Origin of the sequence: Spirosoma endophyticum (assembly GCF_900112365.1) — a bacterium.
Lineage (GTDB): Bacteria > Bacteroidota > Bacteroidia > Cytophagales > Spirosomataceae > Spirosoma > Spirosoma endophyticum.
This window is the reverse complement of record NZ_FOLQ01000009.1, coordinates 1-18,248: the sequence shown is the minus strand read 5'-3', so window position 1 is coordinate 18,248 and position 18,248 is coordinate 1. Positions and strand designations below refer to the sequence as shown.

The following is an 18,248-nucleotide window of genomic DNA, read 5'->3' as shown; positions in this document are numbered from 1 at the left end:
TTTGCCAAATGAAACATTGTATTTTGTACGTGTGTTGTTGTAAGACAGACGTTTATCTGCTACCATCATGCTGATTACCCCGGGTGGCCTTTTGGCCACAATTAATACTCCCGACGATCTTCGTAAACTCGATAAATCCCGCTTGCCTCAGGTCGCCGATGAGCTTCGGCAGTTCATTATTGACGACGTATCGGTCTATGGCGGCCACTTCGGGGCCAGCCTCGGTGTAGTTGAACTAACGGTTGCTCTCCACTACGTGTTCAATACGCCCGACGATCAATTAGTATGGGATGTGGGCCATCAGGCTTATGGGCACAAAATTCTCACCGGGCGCCGTGATCAGTTTCACACAAATCGCTTTTACAAAGGTCTTTCAGGTTTCCCGAAACGGAAAGAGAGCCCATACGATTCATTTGGTGTTGGACACTCGTCTACCTCTATTTCGGCAGCATTAGGTATGGCTGTAGCGTCGCAGCTACAAGGCCATCCAAAACGAAATCATATTGCTGTTATTGGTGACGGAGCCATGACCGCCGGTGAAGCCTTCGAAGGCATGAACCACGCGGGTGCTACAGACAGCAATCTGCTCATCGTGTTGAACGACAACTGCATGAGCATCGACCCAAATGTGGGGGCTCTGCGTGAATACCTGACCGATATCACTACGTCGCAAACCTACAATAAGGTGAAGGACGAGGTCTGGAATTTGTTGGGGAAGATGGACAAACTTGGCAAGACCGCTCAGGAACTGGTTTCTCAGGTACAGTCAGGAATTAAAAGTTCACTGCTCGAACAAAGCAATCTATTTGAGTCGCTGCACCTACGGTATTTTGGGCCGATTGATGGCCATGATATTGACCATTTAGTAAGCGTTCTCGACGATCTTAAAAATATTCCGGGTCCAAAATTACTGCACGTCCTGACCGTAAAAGGCAAGGGCTATGGGCCTGCTGAAAAAGATCAGACCAAGTGGCATGCACCCGGTTTGTTCGACAAGGTAACGGGCGTTATCCAGAAGAAAATCTATGATACGCCCCAACCACCCAAATATCAGGACGTATTCGGGAATACGTTGGTTGAACTGGCCGAGCAAAACCTCCGTATTGTGGGTGTAACTCCTGCTATGCCATCGGGGTCGTCAATGAACATTATGATGAAAGCCATGCCTAAGCGGGCTTTCGACGTAGGTATTGCTGAACAACATGCTGTCACGTTCTCGGCAGGAATGGCTACACAGGGCGAAGTTGTCTTTTGTAATATCTATTCGACGTTCATGCAACGGGCTTACGATCAGGTTATTCATGACGTATGTATTCAGGAGTTGCCGGTTATTTTCTGCCTTGATCGGGCCGGGTTTGCAGGTTCTGATGGACCAACGCATCACGGAGCCTATGATCTGGCCTACATGCGCTGCATTCCGAATATGATCGTAGCCGCGCCGATGAATGAACAGGAGCTGCGGAATATGATGTTCACGGCCCAGTCCGACGAAGTTCAACAAGGGAAAAATGCCTTCACAATACGTTATCCACGTGGAGAAGGCGTAATGCCCAATTGGCGGACGCCACTCGAAAAACAAATTGTTGGTAAAGGCCGTATGATTGCGGATGGTGAGAACGTGGCAATTCTGACGATTGGTCATATAGGTAATTATGCTGTTCAGGCTACACAGATGCTGATTAAAGAGGGTATTCGACCCGCTCACTTTGATATGCGGTATGTGAAGCCATTGGACGAAGAGCTACTACATCAGATTTTTAGCCGATTTGATCGTGTTTTAACGGTTGAAGACGGTTGCGTAATGGGTGGTTTCGGCAGCGCGGTTCTGGAATTCATGGCCAATCATGGCTACATGGCCCGCGTCAAACGCTTAGGTATTCCCGATGCGGTTATTGAGCACGGAGAGCAGATTGAACTACATCACGAGTGTGGTTTTGATCCAGAGGGTATTGCTTCAGCTGTTCGCGAATTGCTATTTACGGGTCGGGCAGTAACGGTTTAACGGGGAAGTTTTTTAACAGGATTACAGGATTATACAGGATACAGCAGAATCCTAGTAATCTTGTAATCCTGTCTGTTTTTTAGAGGATTATGAAAGTTTTCAAATTTGGCGGAGCGTCTGTAAAAGATGCTGATGGCGTCCGGAACCTGGCCGAGATCATACGAACACAAGGTCAGAACGTTGTGGTGATCATATCGGCAATGGGTAAAACAACCAATGCCCTGGAAGAAATCGTTCGAAGCTACATGCAGGCGAAAAAACTCCAAAGCCAGTTGGAAGCTCTCCGAACGTATCATACAGACATAATGGATGAGCTTGAAGGTAATTTTTCCGATGTTCATCAGACATTCGCTCACCTTGAAGCTTACCTATCTCATCCTCCCGCTGCTTCCTACGATGAAGTTTATGATCAGCTCGTATCCCTGGGTGAAGTACTTTCCACACAAGTTGTTACGGCCCATTTGATACAAACCGGCATACCGGCCCGCTGGCTCGATGCCCGGGAATTGATCCGTACCGATGCAACGTTCCGTGAGGGCCGGGTTGACTGGCAGGAGACCCAGCGACGTATTAACAAGAGCGTCACGAAAAAAGGGGTTAAGATAACCCAGGGATTCATTGGTCAAACACCTGATAAGCGAACGACTACGCTTGGCAGAGAAGGGTCTGATTACACGGCTGCTATTTTTGCTTATTGTCTGAACGCTGAAAGCGTTACTATCTGGAAAGATGTACCGGGTGTATTGAACGCTGACCCTAAATGGTTTGATGACACCGTGCTTTTAGACAAAATAACGTATCAGGACGCCATTGAATTGGCTTATTATGGGGCAACCGTTATACATCCAAAAACGATTAAACCTCTGCAAAACAAGGCTATACCTCTTTACGTCAAGTCATTTCTAAAACCTGCCGCACCCGGAACCGCCATTGGCAATTATGAACGGCATCTGCTGGTTCCTTCCTTTATTTTCAAGGTGAATCAGGTGCTGATTTCACTTCACCCGAACGACTTCTCGTTTATTGCAGAAGATAATTTGAGCCGGATTTTCGGGCGGTTTGCACAAGCGGGTGTGAAGATAAACCTCATGCAAAATACCGCCATCAGTTTCTCGGTGGTAGTGGACAATAATCCAGACCGGGTACCAGCGCTGTTAGCCCAGCTTAAACAGGATTTTCGGGTCAGTTATAACGAACGCCTGGAACTGATTACAATACGTTACTACGATCAAAGTACAATAGACCGCGTACTGGTCAATAAGAAGCTGTTACTGGAGCAGAAAAGCCGGTACACGGTGCAGCTGGTTGTCAAGGACTTGGGCTAATAGCTATTCCGTTCTTCAACTCAGCCGAGACGTTACATTCATTTGACGTATCTTTGAGCGGAGAAAAACACCGCATTTCTATGCATTACGGCTATTTCAACGGCACCATTGCCCCTACAGAGCAGCTTGCTGTGGGTATTACAGACCTTAGCTTACTTCGTGGCTATGGCCTGTTCGATTACTTTCTGACCTACAATAGCCGCCCATTTCAGTGGGATTGGTACTGGGAACGTTTTCAGAACTCGGCCTCACGGATGCATTTGCCACTGCCACTTGGCAAAGATGAAACCTATGCCGTTGTCATGAATTTGATCGAACGTAGCGGTGGAGCGGACGTAGCCTTTCGGTTTATATTGACAGGCGGTTATTCGGCCGACAGCATCAGCATCGAACGACCCAATCTGCTCATTCTGGCGGAGTCGATTCATCCTACCCCCCTTATCCAATATGAACAGGGTATCAAGGTAATTCTGGACGAATATGTTCGGGAGATGGCTGAAGTAAAAAGCACTGATTATAAACGTGTTATCCTGATGGCGCAGGCCATTAAATCGGCTGGCGCATCGGACTTGCTCTACCAGAAAGGGGGAGAAATTAGTGAGTTGAGCCGTAGTAATTTCTTTATTGTCAAAGGGGATCGGCTCATCACACCCAGTCGACATATCCTGCACGGAATCACACGCCGAACGATTCTGCAATTAGCTCAAAGCGATTTCCAGGTTGAAGAACGCCCCGTTCTACTCTCCGAACTTTATGACGCCGACGAAGCATTCACAACAAGTTCAACCAAAAAAGTACTACCTATCACCCAAATTGGCGATTTAACCATTGGCAACGGACACGTTGGTCCGAAATCAAAATTTCTGTTAGAGCAGTTTAATGAACTGGTGAAGACCTGGTAATAAACTTGCATACTTTTTAATCACGTCTTTCGTCACTACGTCCTCCTGCCCTATCCGGCCGATACAGGGTAAACCCGTATACTTTAAGATGAAGCCTTCTGACGCCGGAACGTTTGGGCCGTTGAAAAGGATGCCTAAAAGCGGAATAGCGCGACTACGACAGGCTTCAACCGACAGTAAGGTGTGGTTTATACTACCCAGGTAATTTCTGGATACAAGGACAACAGGTAAGCCCAAGCGTTGAACCAGATCAATATTCAGGTCATGATTGTTGAGAGGCACCATCAGCCCACCCGCCAGTTCGATGATCAGTGAATTATCCGTATCGGGTACGATAATTTTGCTCATATCAATCGTAACGCCATCTAGCGCTGCGGCCGCGTGGGGCGACAATGGCTGTGTTAACCGATACGCTTCCGGATGGAAAACCGACACCGAATTGCTCACCAATTGACGTACTGTATTCGTATCTGAATCATCTAAAGCCCCAGATTGGATCGGTTTCCAATAGTCGGCTTGAAGAGCTTCGACTAACACAGCGGACGCAACTGTTTTACCGATTTCGGTGCCAATTCCGGCAACAATTAATTGAAGAGGCTTTGACATCTATTCTCGTAAACTGATTTCATTGAACAAGGCTTGTTGCAAAACAGCCAGTAACTGATCTATTTCGGCAGTTGAGTTAAACGCATGAATGCATAAACGCAACCGCTCCTGCCCAGCCGGAACAGTTGGACTTAAAATGGCCCGAACGTCCAGACCAATTCGTTGTGCCTGGTTAGCCACGTACCGAGCCTGCTCATTGCCCGGTGTAATCAAACATTGAATGGGCGATTGGCTGTCCGTCCACGAAGCACCAGGCAATAATTCTCCTGCTTTTTGACGGAAATAATTTAGTCGGTCGTGCAGTTGCGGCCGGCTTTTAGACTGCGCTGTTACCAGTTGATGCGCACAGCGAATGGCTAGAAAGCTGTGGGGTGGTAAAGCCGTCGTGTAGATAAACGGGCGCGCAAAATTGATAAGATAATCACGTAGCACAGCCGGACCAACAACAACGGCTCCGTGAACGCCCAAGCCCTTTCCGAACGTATGAACTCTAGCCAGAACACGTTTCTGCAAACCCAATGCAACCACCAATCCTTCTCCATGTTCGCCATAAACACCTGTGGCATGGGCCTCATCGACCAATAAAGCAGCTCCGTAACGATCGCAGAGATCAGCCAGATCGAGTAAAGGAGCCAGGTCACCATCCATCGAATAGACCGATTCAACGGCGACAAAAACCTGTCCGGTCACCTGTTGAAGTTGAGTTTCCAGATCAGTCAAATCATTATGCCGAAAACGTCGACGGGTAGCGTAGCTAAGCCGTGCCCCATCAATCATGCTGGCATGAATCAGTTCGTCTGTCAGTAACGTATCACCCGCTTTAGGCAAACAAGCCAGTAGGCCAAGATTGGCGTCATAACCAGAATTAAAAACGAGTGCGGCATCGGTTTGATAAAATGCTGCCAATTCCTTCTCAACTTCATCGGCTAGAGTTGTTTGACCAGCCAATAATCGGGAGCCAGTCGCCCCACTACGAGCGTTCGCATGTTCGACATCGGCCTGTTGAATGGCGGCTTTAAGCGCCGATGAACGCGCAAAACCAAGGTAATCGTTGGAGCAAAAATCGATAAGTCCGTCTGACGTTCGGAGTTGGCGCAGTAAACCGTTCTGTCGATACGTATCTAAACGCTCTGACAAAAGATGATCAACTAAACGAGTAACAATGGGCATGAGAACAAAAATAGAACGACTTAGCAGGATAATTGATCATTGCCTGTGGATAATGTTAAAATGTGTGTAAGTATAGGGTTATCCACAATCACTCTGTGGATAACTGTCTATAAAGTAGAACTTGAACTTAAAACGGGGAAATGTCTCTACACAAAATAGTTAAATACATTAAAAAATAGGTAGTCACCTGTTGATTTCGAGGACAATTTTACCAAACTGCTTTCCGGCTTCCATTTTCTGAAAGGCTAATTCGACTTTATCGAGAGAAAAAATTTCGTCGATAATGGGCACAATTTGTTTTTCATTTACGAAATCAAGCATGTCGGCGAACTCCCGCTCAGTACCCATTGTCGAACCGAAAATAGACAGTTGTTTGAAAAATACGCGCGCCGGAACAATGTCAGTAATGTTGCCCGTTGTGCCACCAAAAAAGGCAATCCGCCCACCCGGTGAGGCTACATCGATAAGCTTGGCGAAGCTTGGTCCGCCTGCACTGTCGATGATAACGTCAAAGTAACCCCGGGCTGGATTGCCGTTACGTCCCCCACCCGTTTGTGTCATCAATGTTTTGTGCCAATCTGGGTCGTGATAATTGACCCCACCCGTTGCTCCCAACGCTTTTGCCTTCATCAATTTTTCTTCAGACCCAGAGGTTACCCAGACTTCTGCCCCGGCCGCTACAGCAAACTGCAAGGCAAACAAGGCGGCACCACCACCGATGCCGGTAACAAGCACTTTTTCGGGAACAGACGTACCCGATTGATGCAACCCGGCACGCGTCATAAGTGCCCGCCAGACGGTTAAGCCCACTAACGGAAGCGCAGCCGCCTGTTCAAATGACAAATGGACGGGCTTAGGACAAATATAATTCAGACCAACAACCACATATTCAGCAAACGTACCGTTATCAGGCATACCCAACATGCGGTAATCAGGACCGTAGAAACTCGGATTACTGCCCCAGTGCATAGATGGATTGATAACAACCTCATGCCCACGCCAGACCGGATCAACGCCTTCGCCAACTTCGGCCACAATGCCCGCTCCGTCGGAACCCAGAATGACTGGCAATTTTATACCTGGATATAAACCCTGCTGAATGAAAATATCGCGGTGATTCAGGGCTGCAGCTTTGAGTTTTATGAGCACGTTACCCGGTCCCGCAGTGGGTGTTGGCGCATCAACGAGTTGAACAGGTTGGTGTTTTTCGGTAAGAAGGATGGCTTTCATGGATGAGTTTTTACGAATGTGATGAATTTGTATCGAAACGACTGATTTTTACATTTGTCTGACTAACGTCTGCCAAACCATGATAACGTACAGAGAGGCAACTTCTAACGATGCGGAGCAGATTGCCCGGCTGCACAGCCTCAGCTGGCAACAAAACTACAGAGGTATTTGGAGAGATGAATTTCTGAATGGTCCTGTACCTGAAAATAGACAGCACGTTTGGCAGGAACGCCTAATGCAACCAACACCAAATCAGTATATTATCGTAGCCGAGTCCGAAGGGACAATTTATGGTTTTGCCTGTATCCACGTTGATAAAGATCCTATTTGGGGAACATTACTCGACAATCTGCACGTTCATGCAAAGCAGAAAGGAAAAGGTATTGGCACCTTTCTAATCAAATCGGCAGCTCGCTGGACATACCACAAAAATCCTAAGTCAGGTTTTTATTTATGGGTATTACCACAAAACAGCAATGCCCGAACATTTTACGAAAATCTAGGCGCGACGAATGCCGAGTTGGTTTCGCAGAAATGTCCGGACGGCGGGTTTTATCCTAGTTACCGCTACGTATGGCCTGACGTACTGAAATTGATTTGAATAATAGGGAGAGACACTACCAAAAGTTAAGTAACCAATTATGATTCGGTTTTTCAACGAGGACGTACCGTATAAACTCACCCGAAAACAGGCAACTCGCCAGTGGCTTAAACAGCAGGCTGAGGCCGAAGGCTATACGGTGGGGGACTTAAATTATATTTTCTGCTCCGACGACTACGTCCTGCAAGTCAACCGCGACTACCTGCAACACGATTATTATACGGATATCATTACGTTCGACCAGAGCGAAGAGGAAGAAAAACTCGAAGGAGATATTTTCATCAGCGTTGACCGCGTTGCCGACAACGCTCAACAGTTAGGCATTTCAGCTGAACAGGAAATGCGCCGGGTATTAGCCCACGGTATGCTTCATCTCTGCGGCTATGGCGACAAAACCGATGAAGAAGCCGCGCAAATGCGAGCAAAAGAGGAAGAGTGGATGGCCAGCCTTTTGTAATTAACCCGCCGTCATTCCACCATCTAGTTGAATGGCCTGGCCCGTAAAAAAAGCATTTCCGTCGGAACAGAGCCATAAAATAGCCTGGGCAATTTCGTCTGGCTGCCCAAACCGACCCATTGGGATCATCTTACGCATCCTTTCTTCCATGCCTGGTGCGGTGCTGATCAGTTCGTCGACCATGGTGGAGTGCGTATACACCGGGCAAACGGCATTGATACGTATATTTTGCCGAACGTATTCCAGCGCGGCAGTCTTGGTTAACCCAATTACAGCATGTTTTGACGCGCTGTAGGGCGCTCCCATCGGCATTCCCCGGACACCCGCAATGCTGGATACGTTCACAATACGACCACCGGCAGGACGGACCTTGCCTACATTATTTTCAGATTGATGACCGTTTTCTTTTTGGGTTAACATCTGGCGAATCTGGGCCTGCATTCCATAAAATACGCCCCCAATATTCACCGCCATCATCTGATTAAAATCTTCTGGCGTTTGATCTAGTAATCGTCCAAACTTGCCACCGATGCCCGCATTATTAATACCAATATCCAAACGTCCATACGTAGCAACTGTCTGATGAACAGCGGCATTAATCTGTGCGGATTCTGCTACGTTGCAGGCTATGAATAAGGCATCACCACCCGATTTCTGAATTTGTTCAACAGTGTCGCGCCCACTTGCGTCATTTATGTCAGCGACAACGACCCGCGCTCCAGCGTTGGCAAACGCAACAGCCGTTGCCCGACCAATACCCGAACCAGCACCGGTAACGAAGGCAACCTGGTTAGTGAAATCCGCCATAAAAAAGGACTTAATACTGCCTAAAATACAAAACCTGTTTTTGCCATCCAAGATAACAAAAACAGGTCTATATGTCTGACTGAAATTGGTTTACTCCAGTCCGAAAGCCGATAGGGTCACAAATTCGCTAACTCGCGTCTGAATTTCCTGCTCCGTCAGGTTCATTATCCGTTCAGCGCCGAATTTTTCTACACAGAACGAGGCCATTGCCGAACCGTAAATAATAGCTCGTTTCATGTTCTCGAATGAAATATCATCTGTTTTAGCCAAATGGCCAATGAAACCTCCCGCAAACGTATCGCCCGCACCCGTTGGATCAAATACTTCTTCGAGCGGCAACGCTGGGGCAAAGAAGACTTGATCTTCGCTGAACAGCAGAGCACCGTGCTCTCCTTTCTTGATAATGACCGTTTTAGGGCCCATTGTCCGAATTTTAGCCGCGGCCCGCACCAGTGAATATTCATGGGTTAATTGTCGGGCTTCTTCGTCATTTACCACCAATACGTCCACCAGTTTAAGCAAACTCATCAAATCGGGGTTAGCGATTTCGATCCAGAGGTTCATGGTGTCGAGCACAATGAGTTTCGGGCGTTTGTGAAGCCGCTCAATCACCATCTGTTGAATAGACGGAGCGGTATTTCCCAGCATCAGATAATCACAATCCTGATACGATTCAGGAACGACCGGATCGAAATCTTCCATTACGTTCAACTGCACCTCCACCGTATCACGGGTGTTCATGTCGTTGTGGTACTTACCCGACCAGAAAAATGTCTTCTCTCCTACCCGAATTTGCAGTCCCTCGGTATTGACACCATGCTGATTGAGATCATCAATCATGGTTTGTGGAAAATCGTCACCCACAACGGCAACTAAGTTATTCTCTTTCGTGAAATACGATGCCGAGAGCGTAATGTAGGTGGCAGCTCCACCGATAATCTTGTCGGTTTTGCCGAACGGGGTTTCCAGCGCGTCAAACGCCACGGAACCAACGGTTAGTAGACTCATTGTAAGAAGTTTTCTGTTTACGGTTTACTGTTTTCTGCCGGCTACTATCAGCTAGCAGAAAACAAATACTTACTTTCTCCGCCCAATTACGGGGCATCGTTTAAAGAGTTTGGTTTGGTCAAATAAATACCGATACGTTACATGGGTCTTCACAATTTTCGACCCTAATTGACTGACGAAACGTACCATAATTGGATTGAAATCACCAACCCAGTTCATTTCCAGTTCAGTATATTGAAAATTAGGATTGTGATCCGCTTCGTGGGGCATCCGCAGCGCAATTGCGGCCTCAACGCCTTTTCCCTGATGTTCCGGTGCTACGCCAAATACCACACCAAATGCTTTATGGTTTGTTTTCAGAAGCACATGCCACAGAAATTTCAACTTACCGATCAGATTGAGTTTCCCGTTAATGTGCTTAAATATCTGATTCAATTCGGGAAGGCAAACAAAAAAGGCAACCGGTTCATCCTGATAATAAGCGAAGTAGATAATTTTTTCGTCAATAACCGGCTTCAATTTCTGCATTAAAACCTGTGCCTGTTCGGCCGACATTTCCTTGACGCCACTATGCCCCCCCCAGGCTGCGTTGTAAATATGCCGAAATTGTTCGGCCGCCTGCGGAAGCTGATTTTTATCAATCGTCCGGAAACTGTAGTCAGGGTTTTGGTAAATACGTTGAGCCCGTTCCTTCACTGCCTGCGACATATCGACCAGTTTAGCCCAGGTCGTTGGAATACCGAACGTAAACTGTTTGAAATAGTCTTTAAAGCCGTAGTTCTCGAAAAAAGGAATGTAATAGGTCTTGGTGTAGGGCATACAGTAATTTGGCTCCCGGTCGAATCCATCTACCAGTAAGCCCCACCAACGGTCGCGGTCGCCAAAATTAATGGGGCCGTCCATCGCTTCCATACCTTTGCTCAGGAGCCATTTTTTAGCTGCATCAAACAACATAAACGCTGCCGACTGATCGTTGATGCATTCAAAAAAGCCGCACCCACCCGTGGGTTGGTCATTGTCGAGGTTGGCAATTTCGTGGTCAACGAAAACCGCAATACGCCCGATTGTTTCCTGTTTTTCGTTTAACAACAGATACCGAACGCACTCACCATGTTCGAAACGTTTGTTGCGAGCCGGATCGAACACCTCCTCAACGTCGGTATCTAATGGTCGAATCCAACACGTATCGTTCCGATAGAGTCGTACGGGAAACTGAATAAATTCTTTCTGATACCGGGCGTTTGCGCCTACTTCCACTACGTGCATTATGGAACTTGAGTGGGTCAATTCTCAAAACAAAACGCGAATATAACCAAAACCCACCGGGCCGCGTAGGCGGGCTACCGTTTTCCGCCGAACAATCCGTAACTTCGCCCTCATGAACAGGATCATTTCTGCTATGCTGACAAAGGAATTTTATGCGTCGGCGGCCCGCTGTTGTCGCAGAACGTTTACGCTCGCTCGCAAATGCCAATCAGGCAAGTTAATTCCTATATCAGTATTCTCGAAACAGTCAATCAAGCAATGCAACCGCTTCATTTATACAATACGCTTTCCCGCAAAAAAGAACTGTTTGAACCGCTCAATGCGCCCTATGTAGGCATGTATGTTTGCGGCCCAACGGTCTATAATTATGTTCACCTTGGCAATGTTCGTACGTTTCTAACCTTCGATACGCTCTATCGCTACCTGACATTTATCGGCTACAAAGTTCGCTACGTTCGTAACCTGACGGATGTAGGCCACCTGGTTGGCGATGGAGATGAAGGCGAAGACAAAATCGGGCGAATGGCCAAGCTGGAAAAGGTAGAGCCGATGGAGATTGTTCAGCGCTTCACGAATGATTTTCATACTGTGATGGCGCAGTTCAATACATTCCCGCCGAGCATCGAACCAACGGCAACGGGCCATATGGTGGAGCAGATTGAAGCGGTACAGGCTTTGTTGTCAAAAGAACTCGCCTACGAATCGAACGGGTCCGTTTATTTTGATATTGAAACGTACAACCAGCGGGGTGGAAATTACGGAAAGCTTTCTGGACGGATTCTGGAAGATTTGCTGAACGACACCCGCGAACTGGACGGTCAGTCGGAGAAGCGTAACCCACTTGATTTTGCCATCTGGAAACGGGCCGCTCCGGAACACATTATGCGCTGGAACTCCCCTTGGGGCGAAGGGTTTCCTGGCTGGCATTTAGAGTGCACCTGCATGAGTACCAAATATTTGGGTAAGCAATTCGATATTCACGGCGGTGGAATGGATTTAAAGTTTCCTCACCACGAATGCGAAATTGCCCAGGGAGATGGGTTGACGGGTCATGATCCTGTCCGGTACTGGATGCACTCGAACATGCTGACTGTTAACGGTCAGAAAATGTCGAAATCACTGGGTAATTCGTTCCTGCCATCTGAATTATTTGCGGGTTCGCACTATTTGCTTGAACAAGCTTACAGCCCCATGACTGTGCGGTTTTTTATGCTTCAGTCCCATTACCGTAGTACGCTCGATTTTTCGAACGATGCGCTTAAAGCTGCTCAGAAAGGCTACCGCCGATTGGCTAATGGCTTACGGGTCATCAAGAGCATGAGCTATAAAGCAGGTGAAGGCAATGAAGACGAAACGAAGCAACAGGATATTCGGCAGGCTATTCAACAGTTTTACGAAGCGATGAACGACGATCTCAACACGGCCGTTGGCATTGCCCAATTGTTCACGCTGTTGAAGTACATCAATATGCTTTACCTGAACCAGCTTCAGGCATCGGTTCTCGGCGAAGAGGTTTTCAATTTACTCAAAGAGTCGTTTATTACGTTCATGCAGGACGTGCTCGGGCTGAAAGAGGAAGGCACTGATAACCAGCCCATTCTGGAAGGCTTACTAACGCTGTATCGGGAGTATAAGGACCAGCGCCAATACGACAAGGTAGATCAGATTCGTTCCTATTTCAAGGCGCAGGGATTGGCAATCAAAGACATGAAACACCAGATCGACTGGGCGTATGAAGAATAGTAATTTCACCAATACGTCGGTTACTATTTATAACTGACTGACTATTTAACTATTGCATGTCAATCCCTGGGTTGGCCCAGACACATTTGAATGACTAGATCTATCATGCTTTTCGCACTGGCTTTTCTGCTAAGCGTCAGTGCCTGTAAAACTAAGCAGAATCAGAGTGATACCACGCAAACCACCGAACAACAGGTGCCCTTGGTATCGGCTCCGCTTTTCAATGCTGATTCGGCCTATACATACATTGACCGCCAGGTTAAGTTTGGACCGCGCGTTCCTAACACCCCTGCCCACGTTCAGACCGGCAATTACCTCGCGGCCAAGCTAAAACAGTTTGGTTGTGAGGTTACGGAACAGTCATTTGTGGCAACCACCTGGGATGGAAAGAAACTGAATGCTCGCAATATTATTGGGAGCATTAATCCTAAAGCCGCCAAACGTGTCGTGCTGGCATCGCACTGGGATTCACGTCCACACGCCGATCAGGACCCAGATAAAGCCGATCAGAACAAAGCCGTCACTGCGGCTAATGATGGAGCGAGCGGTGTAGGTGTTTTGCTCGAACTGGCACGTAGCATTCAGCAAAGTAATAAGAAACCAACCGTCGGCATTGACCTTATTTTCTTCGATGCCGAAGATTGGGGCAATGGCGAGAAAGCCTCGAATGATTTCGAGAAAGAAAGTGGTAATCAGTATGATTACATCGGTTTCTGTCTTGGTTCGCGCTACTGGGCTAAGCATTTGCACAAGCCAGGATACTCTGCTTATTATGGTATTCTGCTAGATATGGTTGGTGCCAAAGGTGCTACGTTTGCTAAGGAAGGCCTTTCAATGCAGTTTGCGCCTTCGGTTGTCAATAACGTTTGGCAAACAGCCAGTCGAGTGGGCTATAGTCAATATTTTGTCGATACACCCGGTGGTCAAATTACAGACGACCATGTGGCACCGAACACGATTGCAAAGATTCCAATGATTGACATTATTCATACAAACATTGGATCGGGCGGTTTCTTTCCAGCCTGGCACACGGCGGAAGACAACATGAGCAATATTGACCGGGGAACGCTTAAGGCCGTCGGTCAAACACTTTTGCAAGTGCTTTATAATGAACAATGAGTAATGTACAGGATGTAATGCAACGGCTTTTTCTGGTATCGTTGCTCATGGCAAGTATGTCGGGTTGTAGTTCTGCACCTGACCAGTTTGGTAAGCTTGACCTAAAAAAATGGCGGAGCGATCGGGGCGGATGCAAAGGTGTCCGTGCTACGTTAGTACCGGGTTTTAAAGCTGAAGTTCAGAATCTGAAAGGGAAAACAGCCAACACTATTGGTGAGTTGCTAGGTCGACCAGACGTCAATCAGATTGCCGACCGGAATCAGAAATTCTACATATATTTCCTGGAAAAAGGTATTCATTGCGATCAACCAGGTGGTAAATCAATGAGTCGCTCGGTTGCCATTCGAATGAGTGCCATCGGCTTAGCCACCGAGATTACATTTCAAAATGGGATTCCCTGAGTAACGCGGCTAGAAAGTCGTAGTCTGTTGGTACTTATATAGCGGGTTTCCACTCGTGATAGTCATACGTAAAACTTTTTTCGTCCAATCATTTCCTCCACTACGTCGGGTACCATGTAGCGAATCGACCTGTTTGCACGGAGACTTTCCCGGATAAAAGTTGCTGAAATATCGAGCAAAGGCGCTTCCACTAGTCGAACATTGGGATGAATTTTAAGCTGGCTTTCAGCTGAACGCGGACGTGGATATACGTACAGCCCATAGTATTCCAATATCTTATCGTAATTTTTCCAGTTAGCGAATTGCTCCAGATTGTCTTCGCCCATAATAAGGCGAAATGTATGCTGCGGATATTTTTCGCTAATCCGAGCCAACGTATCAATCGTATAACTGGGCTTAGGCATGGAAAACTCGATATTTGTAGCTTTCAGGCGGCTATTGTCGGCAATAGCGCGTTCGACCATATCGATCCGATCAAACTCATGCAAAAGGCTTTTAGTCTTTTTAAACGGATTCTGCGGTGACACGACAAACCATACCTGCTCTAAATCTGTGGTAGTAGCCATCGTATTGGCAATAATCAGGTGGCCAATATGGATGGGGTTGAACGAGCCGAAAAACAAGCCAATTTTCATAATGAATCAATGGTGAATCGTCATCAGTCGATAGTGGCTACCATCGACTGACGACGATTCACTTATATTACCGTTCCTTTTGCAGGTACTTTATTTTCATTCACGAAATCATCAACCAACTTCTGCGCTTTTTTGAGAGATGTTTCAAGATCATCATTTACCAAAGCGACATCAAATCGGTTTTGAAAGCTCATTTCAAAGTGCACTTTAAACAACCGTTTTGACAAACTTTCTTCGGTTTCAGAACCACGGCCAATCAGGCGTTGACGTAGCGTTTCTTCATCTGGAACCTTCACAAAAACGGCCAGTGCTTTCTCTCCGTAATACTCTTTCAACTTTAAGCCCCCCTGAACATCTACATCAAACAATACATGTTTGCCACTGTCCCAAACACGTTGAATCTCTGATTTCAAGGTACCATAGAAAGCACCGATATAAACCTCTTCCCATTCGACAAACTCGTTATTATCAATTTTTTCCTTGAATACTTCGGGCGTCAAAAAATAATAGTCTTTGCCATTCTCTTCTGATCGGCCCCGGCGGTCACGCGTGCAGGCTGAAATAGAAAAGCCGAGATTTTCGTTCTCGGCCAGCAAATGTTTAACAATGGTTGTTTTGCCCGAACCAGAGGGGGCTGAAAAGATAATTAGTTTACCGTCCACGTAGGAAAAAGGTGTTGAATGGATAATAAGTTAATTGGGGTAATCAAGGGTGCTTACACAGCATTCCTTAATTACCCCAATTGCTTCAGTAGCTATTAACTGAAAGTTAGAATACGGGATTTAATCGTTGCCACTAACTGCTCAGGGCAGCATCTTTTTTCTATCCGTTTCGTCAATAATTCCTTCACTTCCTGTTCAAGATGATACATCTCAATACAAGGTTTGCAAGATTCCAGATTCGCTTTCACTCCGGCGAGTTGTTGTTCGGTGGCTTCTCCATCCAGAATCAACTGAATCATCTTCAAACAATCGGCCCGGTGATCGCAATGTTCTTTCATCTCGGGCTTTGTATCGGATGAAGATGATGATGACAACGAGGTTTGCATTGGAAAAATTTTATTTATTCCAAGAATAATAATACCATTAAGTTATGAGCAGAACCAATTTATACTTAGAAAAAGTTCGGTTTATTCTTCATTTTCTTCTTTGTATCCCATTGAAGATGCGTAATCACGCAATTTTTCTTTCAACAGGTTGCGGGCGCGGTGCAATCGAGACCGAACAGTACCAATAGGAATATCCAGAATTTTTGCCATTTCCTCATACGTAAATCCTTCGATGTCGCACAAGATAATAACTGTCCGAAAATCCACCGGCAACGAGTTTAAGGCCGTTGCGACTTCATCGCCAATTAAATCAGAAACAGATTCGGCCCGTAGGTCAACTGTGTGTTCAGATTCGGCGTCTTCAGAATTATAAGTCGTTTCAACGTCCTGATAATCTACCTTAGCCGGTTCTTTACTTTTTTTCCGATAATCGTTAATGAAGCTGTTCTTCAGTATCCGAAACAGCCATGCTTTGGCGTTAGTTCCTTGCTCAAAGGACGAAATAAACCGGAATGCCTTCAAATAGGTATCCTGTACAAGGTCGTTGGCGTCGTCCTCATCGGTCGTTAGCCGAAAAGCAAAATTGTACATGGAGTCGATGTGTGGCATAAACTCCTTGTTAAAAATTCGATACTTCTGCTCATCGGTATAACCACGAGCGGGTGTGTCGGCCGAGGGCTGTTCGATGGGCTCTCCGTCGGGTAGCAATTGGTCTTCGTCGCGAGTTGGCGTATCTGACATAACTTCGTGTATGGTCGCCATAAAAGTAAGAGTTAATTGCCGTTTACTGTCGGCAATCCTCAACGAATTCGATAATTACACGCAACCTATTCGTCGAGTTGTTTTAAGGAACGACTGCAAAAATTAATCCTTTGTTCAAATAAGCGCTTAAAATCATCATTTTATGACTATTTGGCAGGGAACGTTTCCATATTTGACAACGTTAAAGCCGGCCCGTCACTAACCAAAGTTTAGTTAGTGACGGGCCGGCTTCCTTTAATTAAGAACCTGTCTAAGCCGTTATTGACTTAAAATACCGCTTTACCCAGGAGTCGCCCGCTCGAATTTGCCAATTTGCCAGAAACTCAGCTTTTGTTTTAACTAACGTATTGAATACTGTGGTGTCGGGTGTTAACGAACCATTGGTAGCCGCTTCTCTAATCATCGGTAACGCAAATGACTGTACAGAACCGTCAGTTACCAAAACAGCCACTGAGCGGTCGAAAAAATCAATCGGTCCGTCGCTTCGGCCTATCTGACGACCAATATCCTGTAATATCCGCACGGATGCATCAATTGAGCAACCGCTGGGTAGGGCATATCCTTCGTCGACACCAACTACAACAAATCGATTTTTAATTACCTGTGCCGATGCCAGCAACGGCTGCCCGTGCGCAGCCCATTGACTTAGTGCTGGTTGTAGGGTCTCCTGAATAGTTTTCACATCGCCGTCCGTTAGTGGACGGTTCGCCTGATAGACCCAAACGCGGGCTGTATCGGGCAGTTTATCGAAGTCAACGTACATAGAATTAGTCGTCAGTTATTAGTCTACAGTCGACCGTAAGTTAGTAAAATAAGTAGTCCGTGAGAAATAGTTTGCATTATTTTCTAACTTGCCCTCATGGGACGAGTAAATACTCCGGTTCTAACCGATATCCAACGTGCCGATTTAGAACGTGAATTAAAAACCAATGATAGCCATAGCTTTCGGATGCGTTGCCAAGCCATCCTACTCAAAGCGGCTGGCCGTAAATCGAAAGATGTTGCCCAGATTGTGGGCATGTGCCATGTGAGTGTTAATAGCTGGCTGAAACGCTTTAAAACCGATGGACTCGCAGGACTACAAACCAAACCAGGACGGGGACGTAAACCCTTGCTGGATAAAGTAGCCGACAAAGATGCGGTGCTAGCCGCTGTCAAAGCCAACC

General features: G+C 46.6%; 20 protein-coding genes. 9 read left to right on the top strand and 11 right to left on the bottom strand.

The genetic code is table 11. The features are described 5' to 3' along the window. Positions 1-67: 67 nt before the first annotated feature. The 3 genes from dxs (at position 68) to BM202_RS21100 (ending at position 4,229) form a co-directional block, all read left to right on the top strand. Positions 68-2,002, top strand: a complete 1,935-nt coding sequence (dxs, locus tag BM202_RS21110) for a 1-deoxy-D-xylulose-5-phosphate synthase (RefSeq protein WP_093829816.1) — start codon at positions 68-70, stop codon at positions 2,000-2,002. Positions 2,003-2,091: 89 nt separating this feature from the next. Continuing rightward, complete coding sequence (locus tag BM202_RS21105) at positions 2,092-3,327, top strand: aspartate kinase (protein ID WP_093829814.1); 1,236 nt, start codon at positions 2,092-2,094, stop codon at positions 3,325-3,327. An 80-nt stretch (positions 3,328-3,407) separates the two neighbouring features. Then, entirely contained in the window at positions 3,408-4,229 is an 822-nt protein-coding gene (locus BM202_RS21100) for an aminotransferase class IV (protein WP_093829812.1), read from the top strand. Here the strand turns inward: BM202_RS21100 and bioD are convergent. The 3 genes from bioD to BM202_RS21085 form a co-directional block, all read right to left on the bottom strand. Continuing rightward, positions 4,194-4,835 (bottom strand): dethiobiotin synthase, encoded by a 642-nt coding sequence (bioD, locus tag BM202_RS21095; RefSeq protein WP_093829810.1) that lies wholly within the window; start codon positions 4,833-4,835, stop codon positions 4,194-4,196. The genes BM202_RS21100 and bioD overlap by 36 nt on opposite strands. Continuing rightward, positions 4,836-6,005: an aminotransferase class I/II-fold pyridoxal phosphate-dependent enzyme gene (locus BM202_RS21090; protein ID WP_093829808.1), complete on the bottom strand. Its 1,170-nt coding sequence runs from the start codon at positions 6,003-6,005 to the stop codon at positions 4,836-4,838. It abuts the gene before it with no gap. Between the two features lie 183 nt (positions 6,006-6,188). Beyond that, positions 6,189-7,235: a zinc-binding dehydrogenase gene (locus BM202_RS21085; RefSeq protein ID WP_093829806.1), complete on the bottom strand. Its 1,047-nt coding sequence runs from the start codon at positions 7,233-7,235 to the stop codon at positions 6,189-6,191. A 79-nt stretch (positions 7,236-7,314) separates the two neighbouring features. Between BM202_RS21085 and BM202_RS21080 the strand changes: the two genes are divergently transcribed. Further along, positions 7,315-7,836 (top strand): GNAT family N-acetyltransferase, encoded by a 522-nt coding sequence (locus tag BM202_RS21080; RefSeq protein ID WP_093829804.1) that lies wholly within the window; start codon positions 7,315-7,317, stop codon positions 7,834-7,836. Positions 7,837-7,876: 40 nt separating this feature from the next. Further along, the gene (gene ybeY / locus BM202_RS21075) at positions 7,877-8,293 is read left to right on the top strand and encodes an rRNA maturation RNase YbeY (RefSeq protein ID WP_093829802.1); all 417 of its coding nucleotides are present in this window, start codon (positions 7,877-7,879) and stop codon (positions 8,291-8,293) included. On the opposite strand, the gene BM202_RS21070 is transcribed toward ybeY, so the two are convergent. The 3 genes from BM202_RS21070 to BM202_RS21060 all read right to left on the bottom strand — a co-directional run bounded on the left by BM202_RS21070 (position 8,294) and on the right by BM202_RS21060 (position 11,374). Beyond that, entirely contained in the window at positions 8,294-9,100 is an 807-nt protein-coding gene (locus BM202_RS21070; protein WP_093829800.1) for an SDR family NAD(P)-dependent oxidoreductase, read from the bottom strand. 90 nt (positions 9,101-9,190) lie between these two features. Further along, a complete protein-coding gene (locus BM202_RS21065; RefSeq protein ID WP_093829798.1) occupies positions 9,191-10,108 on the bottom strand; it encodes a PfkB family carbohydrate kinase in 918 nt (305 codons plus the stop codon). 69 nt (positions 10,109-10,177) lie between these two features. Then, the gene (locus BM202_RS21060) at positions 10,178-11,374 is read right to left on the bottom strand and encodes a hypothetical protein (protein WP_093829796.1); all 1,197 of its coding nucleotides are present in this window, start codon (positions 11,372-11,374) and stop codon (positions 10,178-10,180) included. Positions 11,375-11,632: 258 nt separating this feature from the next. Between BM202_RS21060 and cysS the strand changes: the two genes are divergently transcribed. The 3 genes from cysS (at position 11,633) to BM202_RS21045 (ending at position 14,637) form a co-directional block, all read left to right on the top strand. After that, positions 11,633-13,117 carry a cysteine--tRNA ligase gene (gene cysS, locus BM202_RS21055; protein ID WP_093830157.1) on the top strand — a complete coding sequence of 495 codons (1,485 nt, stop codon included), beginning with the start codon at positions 11,633-11,635 and terminating at the stop codon, positions 13,115-13,117. A 90-nt stretch (positions 13,118-13,207) separates the two neighbouring features. Beyond that, on the top strand, positions 13,208-14,236 hold the full coding sequence (locus BM202_RS21050) for a M28 family peptidase (protein WP_093829794.1): 1,029 nt from the start codon (positions 13,208-13,210) through the stop codon (positions 14,234-14,236). Continuing rightward, on the top strand, positions 14,233-14,637 hold the full coding sequence (locus BM202_RS21045; RefSeq protein ID WP_245776736.1) for a hypothetical protein: 405 nt from the start codon (positions 14,233-14,235) through the stop codon (positions 14,635-14,637). The genes BM202_RS21050 and BM202_RS21045 overlap by 4 nt, the downstream gene beginning before the upstream one ends. A gap of 62 nt (positions 14,638-14,699) precedes the next feature. On the opposite strand, the gene nadD is transcribed toward BM202_RS21045, so the two are convergent. The 5 genes from nadD to BM202_RS21020 form a co-directional block, all read right to left on the bottom strand. Next, the gene (gene nadD / locus BM202_RS21040) at positions 14,700-15,272 is read right to left on the bottom strand and encodes a nicotinate (nicotinamide) nucleotide adenylyltransferase (protein WP_093829792.1); all 573 of its coding nucleotides are present in this window, start codon (positions 15,270-15,272) and stop codon (positions 14,700-14,702) included. Between the two features lie 62 nt (positions 15,273-15,334). Next, positions 15,335-15,934 (bottom strand): guanylate kinase, encoded by a 600-nt coding sequence (gene gmk / locus BM202_RS21035; protein ID WP_093829790.1) that lies wholly within the window; start codon positions 15,932-15,934, stop codon positions 15,335-15,337. Between the two features lie 95 nt (positions 15,935-16,029). Beyond that, on the bottom strand, positions 16,030-16,272 hold the full coding sequence (locus BM202_RS21030; protein WP_093829788.1) for a hypothetical protein: 243 nt from the start codon (positions 16,270-16,272) through the stop codon (positions 16,030-16,032). Between the two features lie 129 nt (positions 16,273-16,401). Next, entirely contained in the window at positions 16,402-17,082 is a 681-nt protein-coding gene (locus BM202_RS21025; RefSeq protein ID WP_245776734.1) for a sigma-70 family RNA polymerase sigma factor, read from the bottom strand. Between the two features lie 250 nt (positions 17,083-17,332). Then, positions 17,333-17,845 (bottom strand): hypothetical protein, encoded by a 513-nt coding sequence (locus BM202_RS21020; RefSeq protein WP_093829786.1) that lies wholly within the window; start codon positions 17,843-17,845, stop codon positions 17,333-17,335. A gap of 96 nt (positions 17,846-17,941) precedes the next feature. Between BM202_RS21020 and BM202_RS21015 the strand changes: the two genes are divergently transcribed. Next, on the top strand, positions 17,942-18,248 hold a 307-nt coding region (locus tag BM202_RS21015; protein WP_093829784.1), incomplete at its 3' end, for a helix-turn-helix domain-containing protein.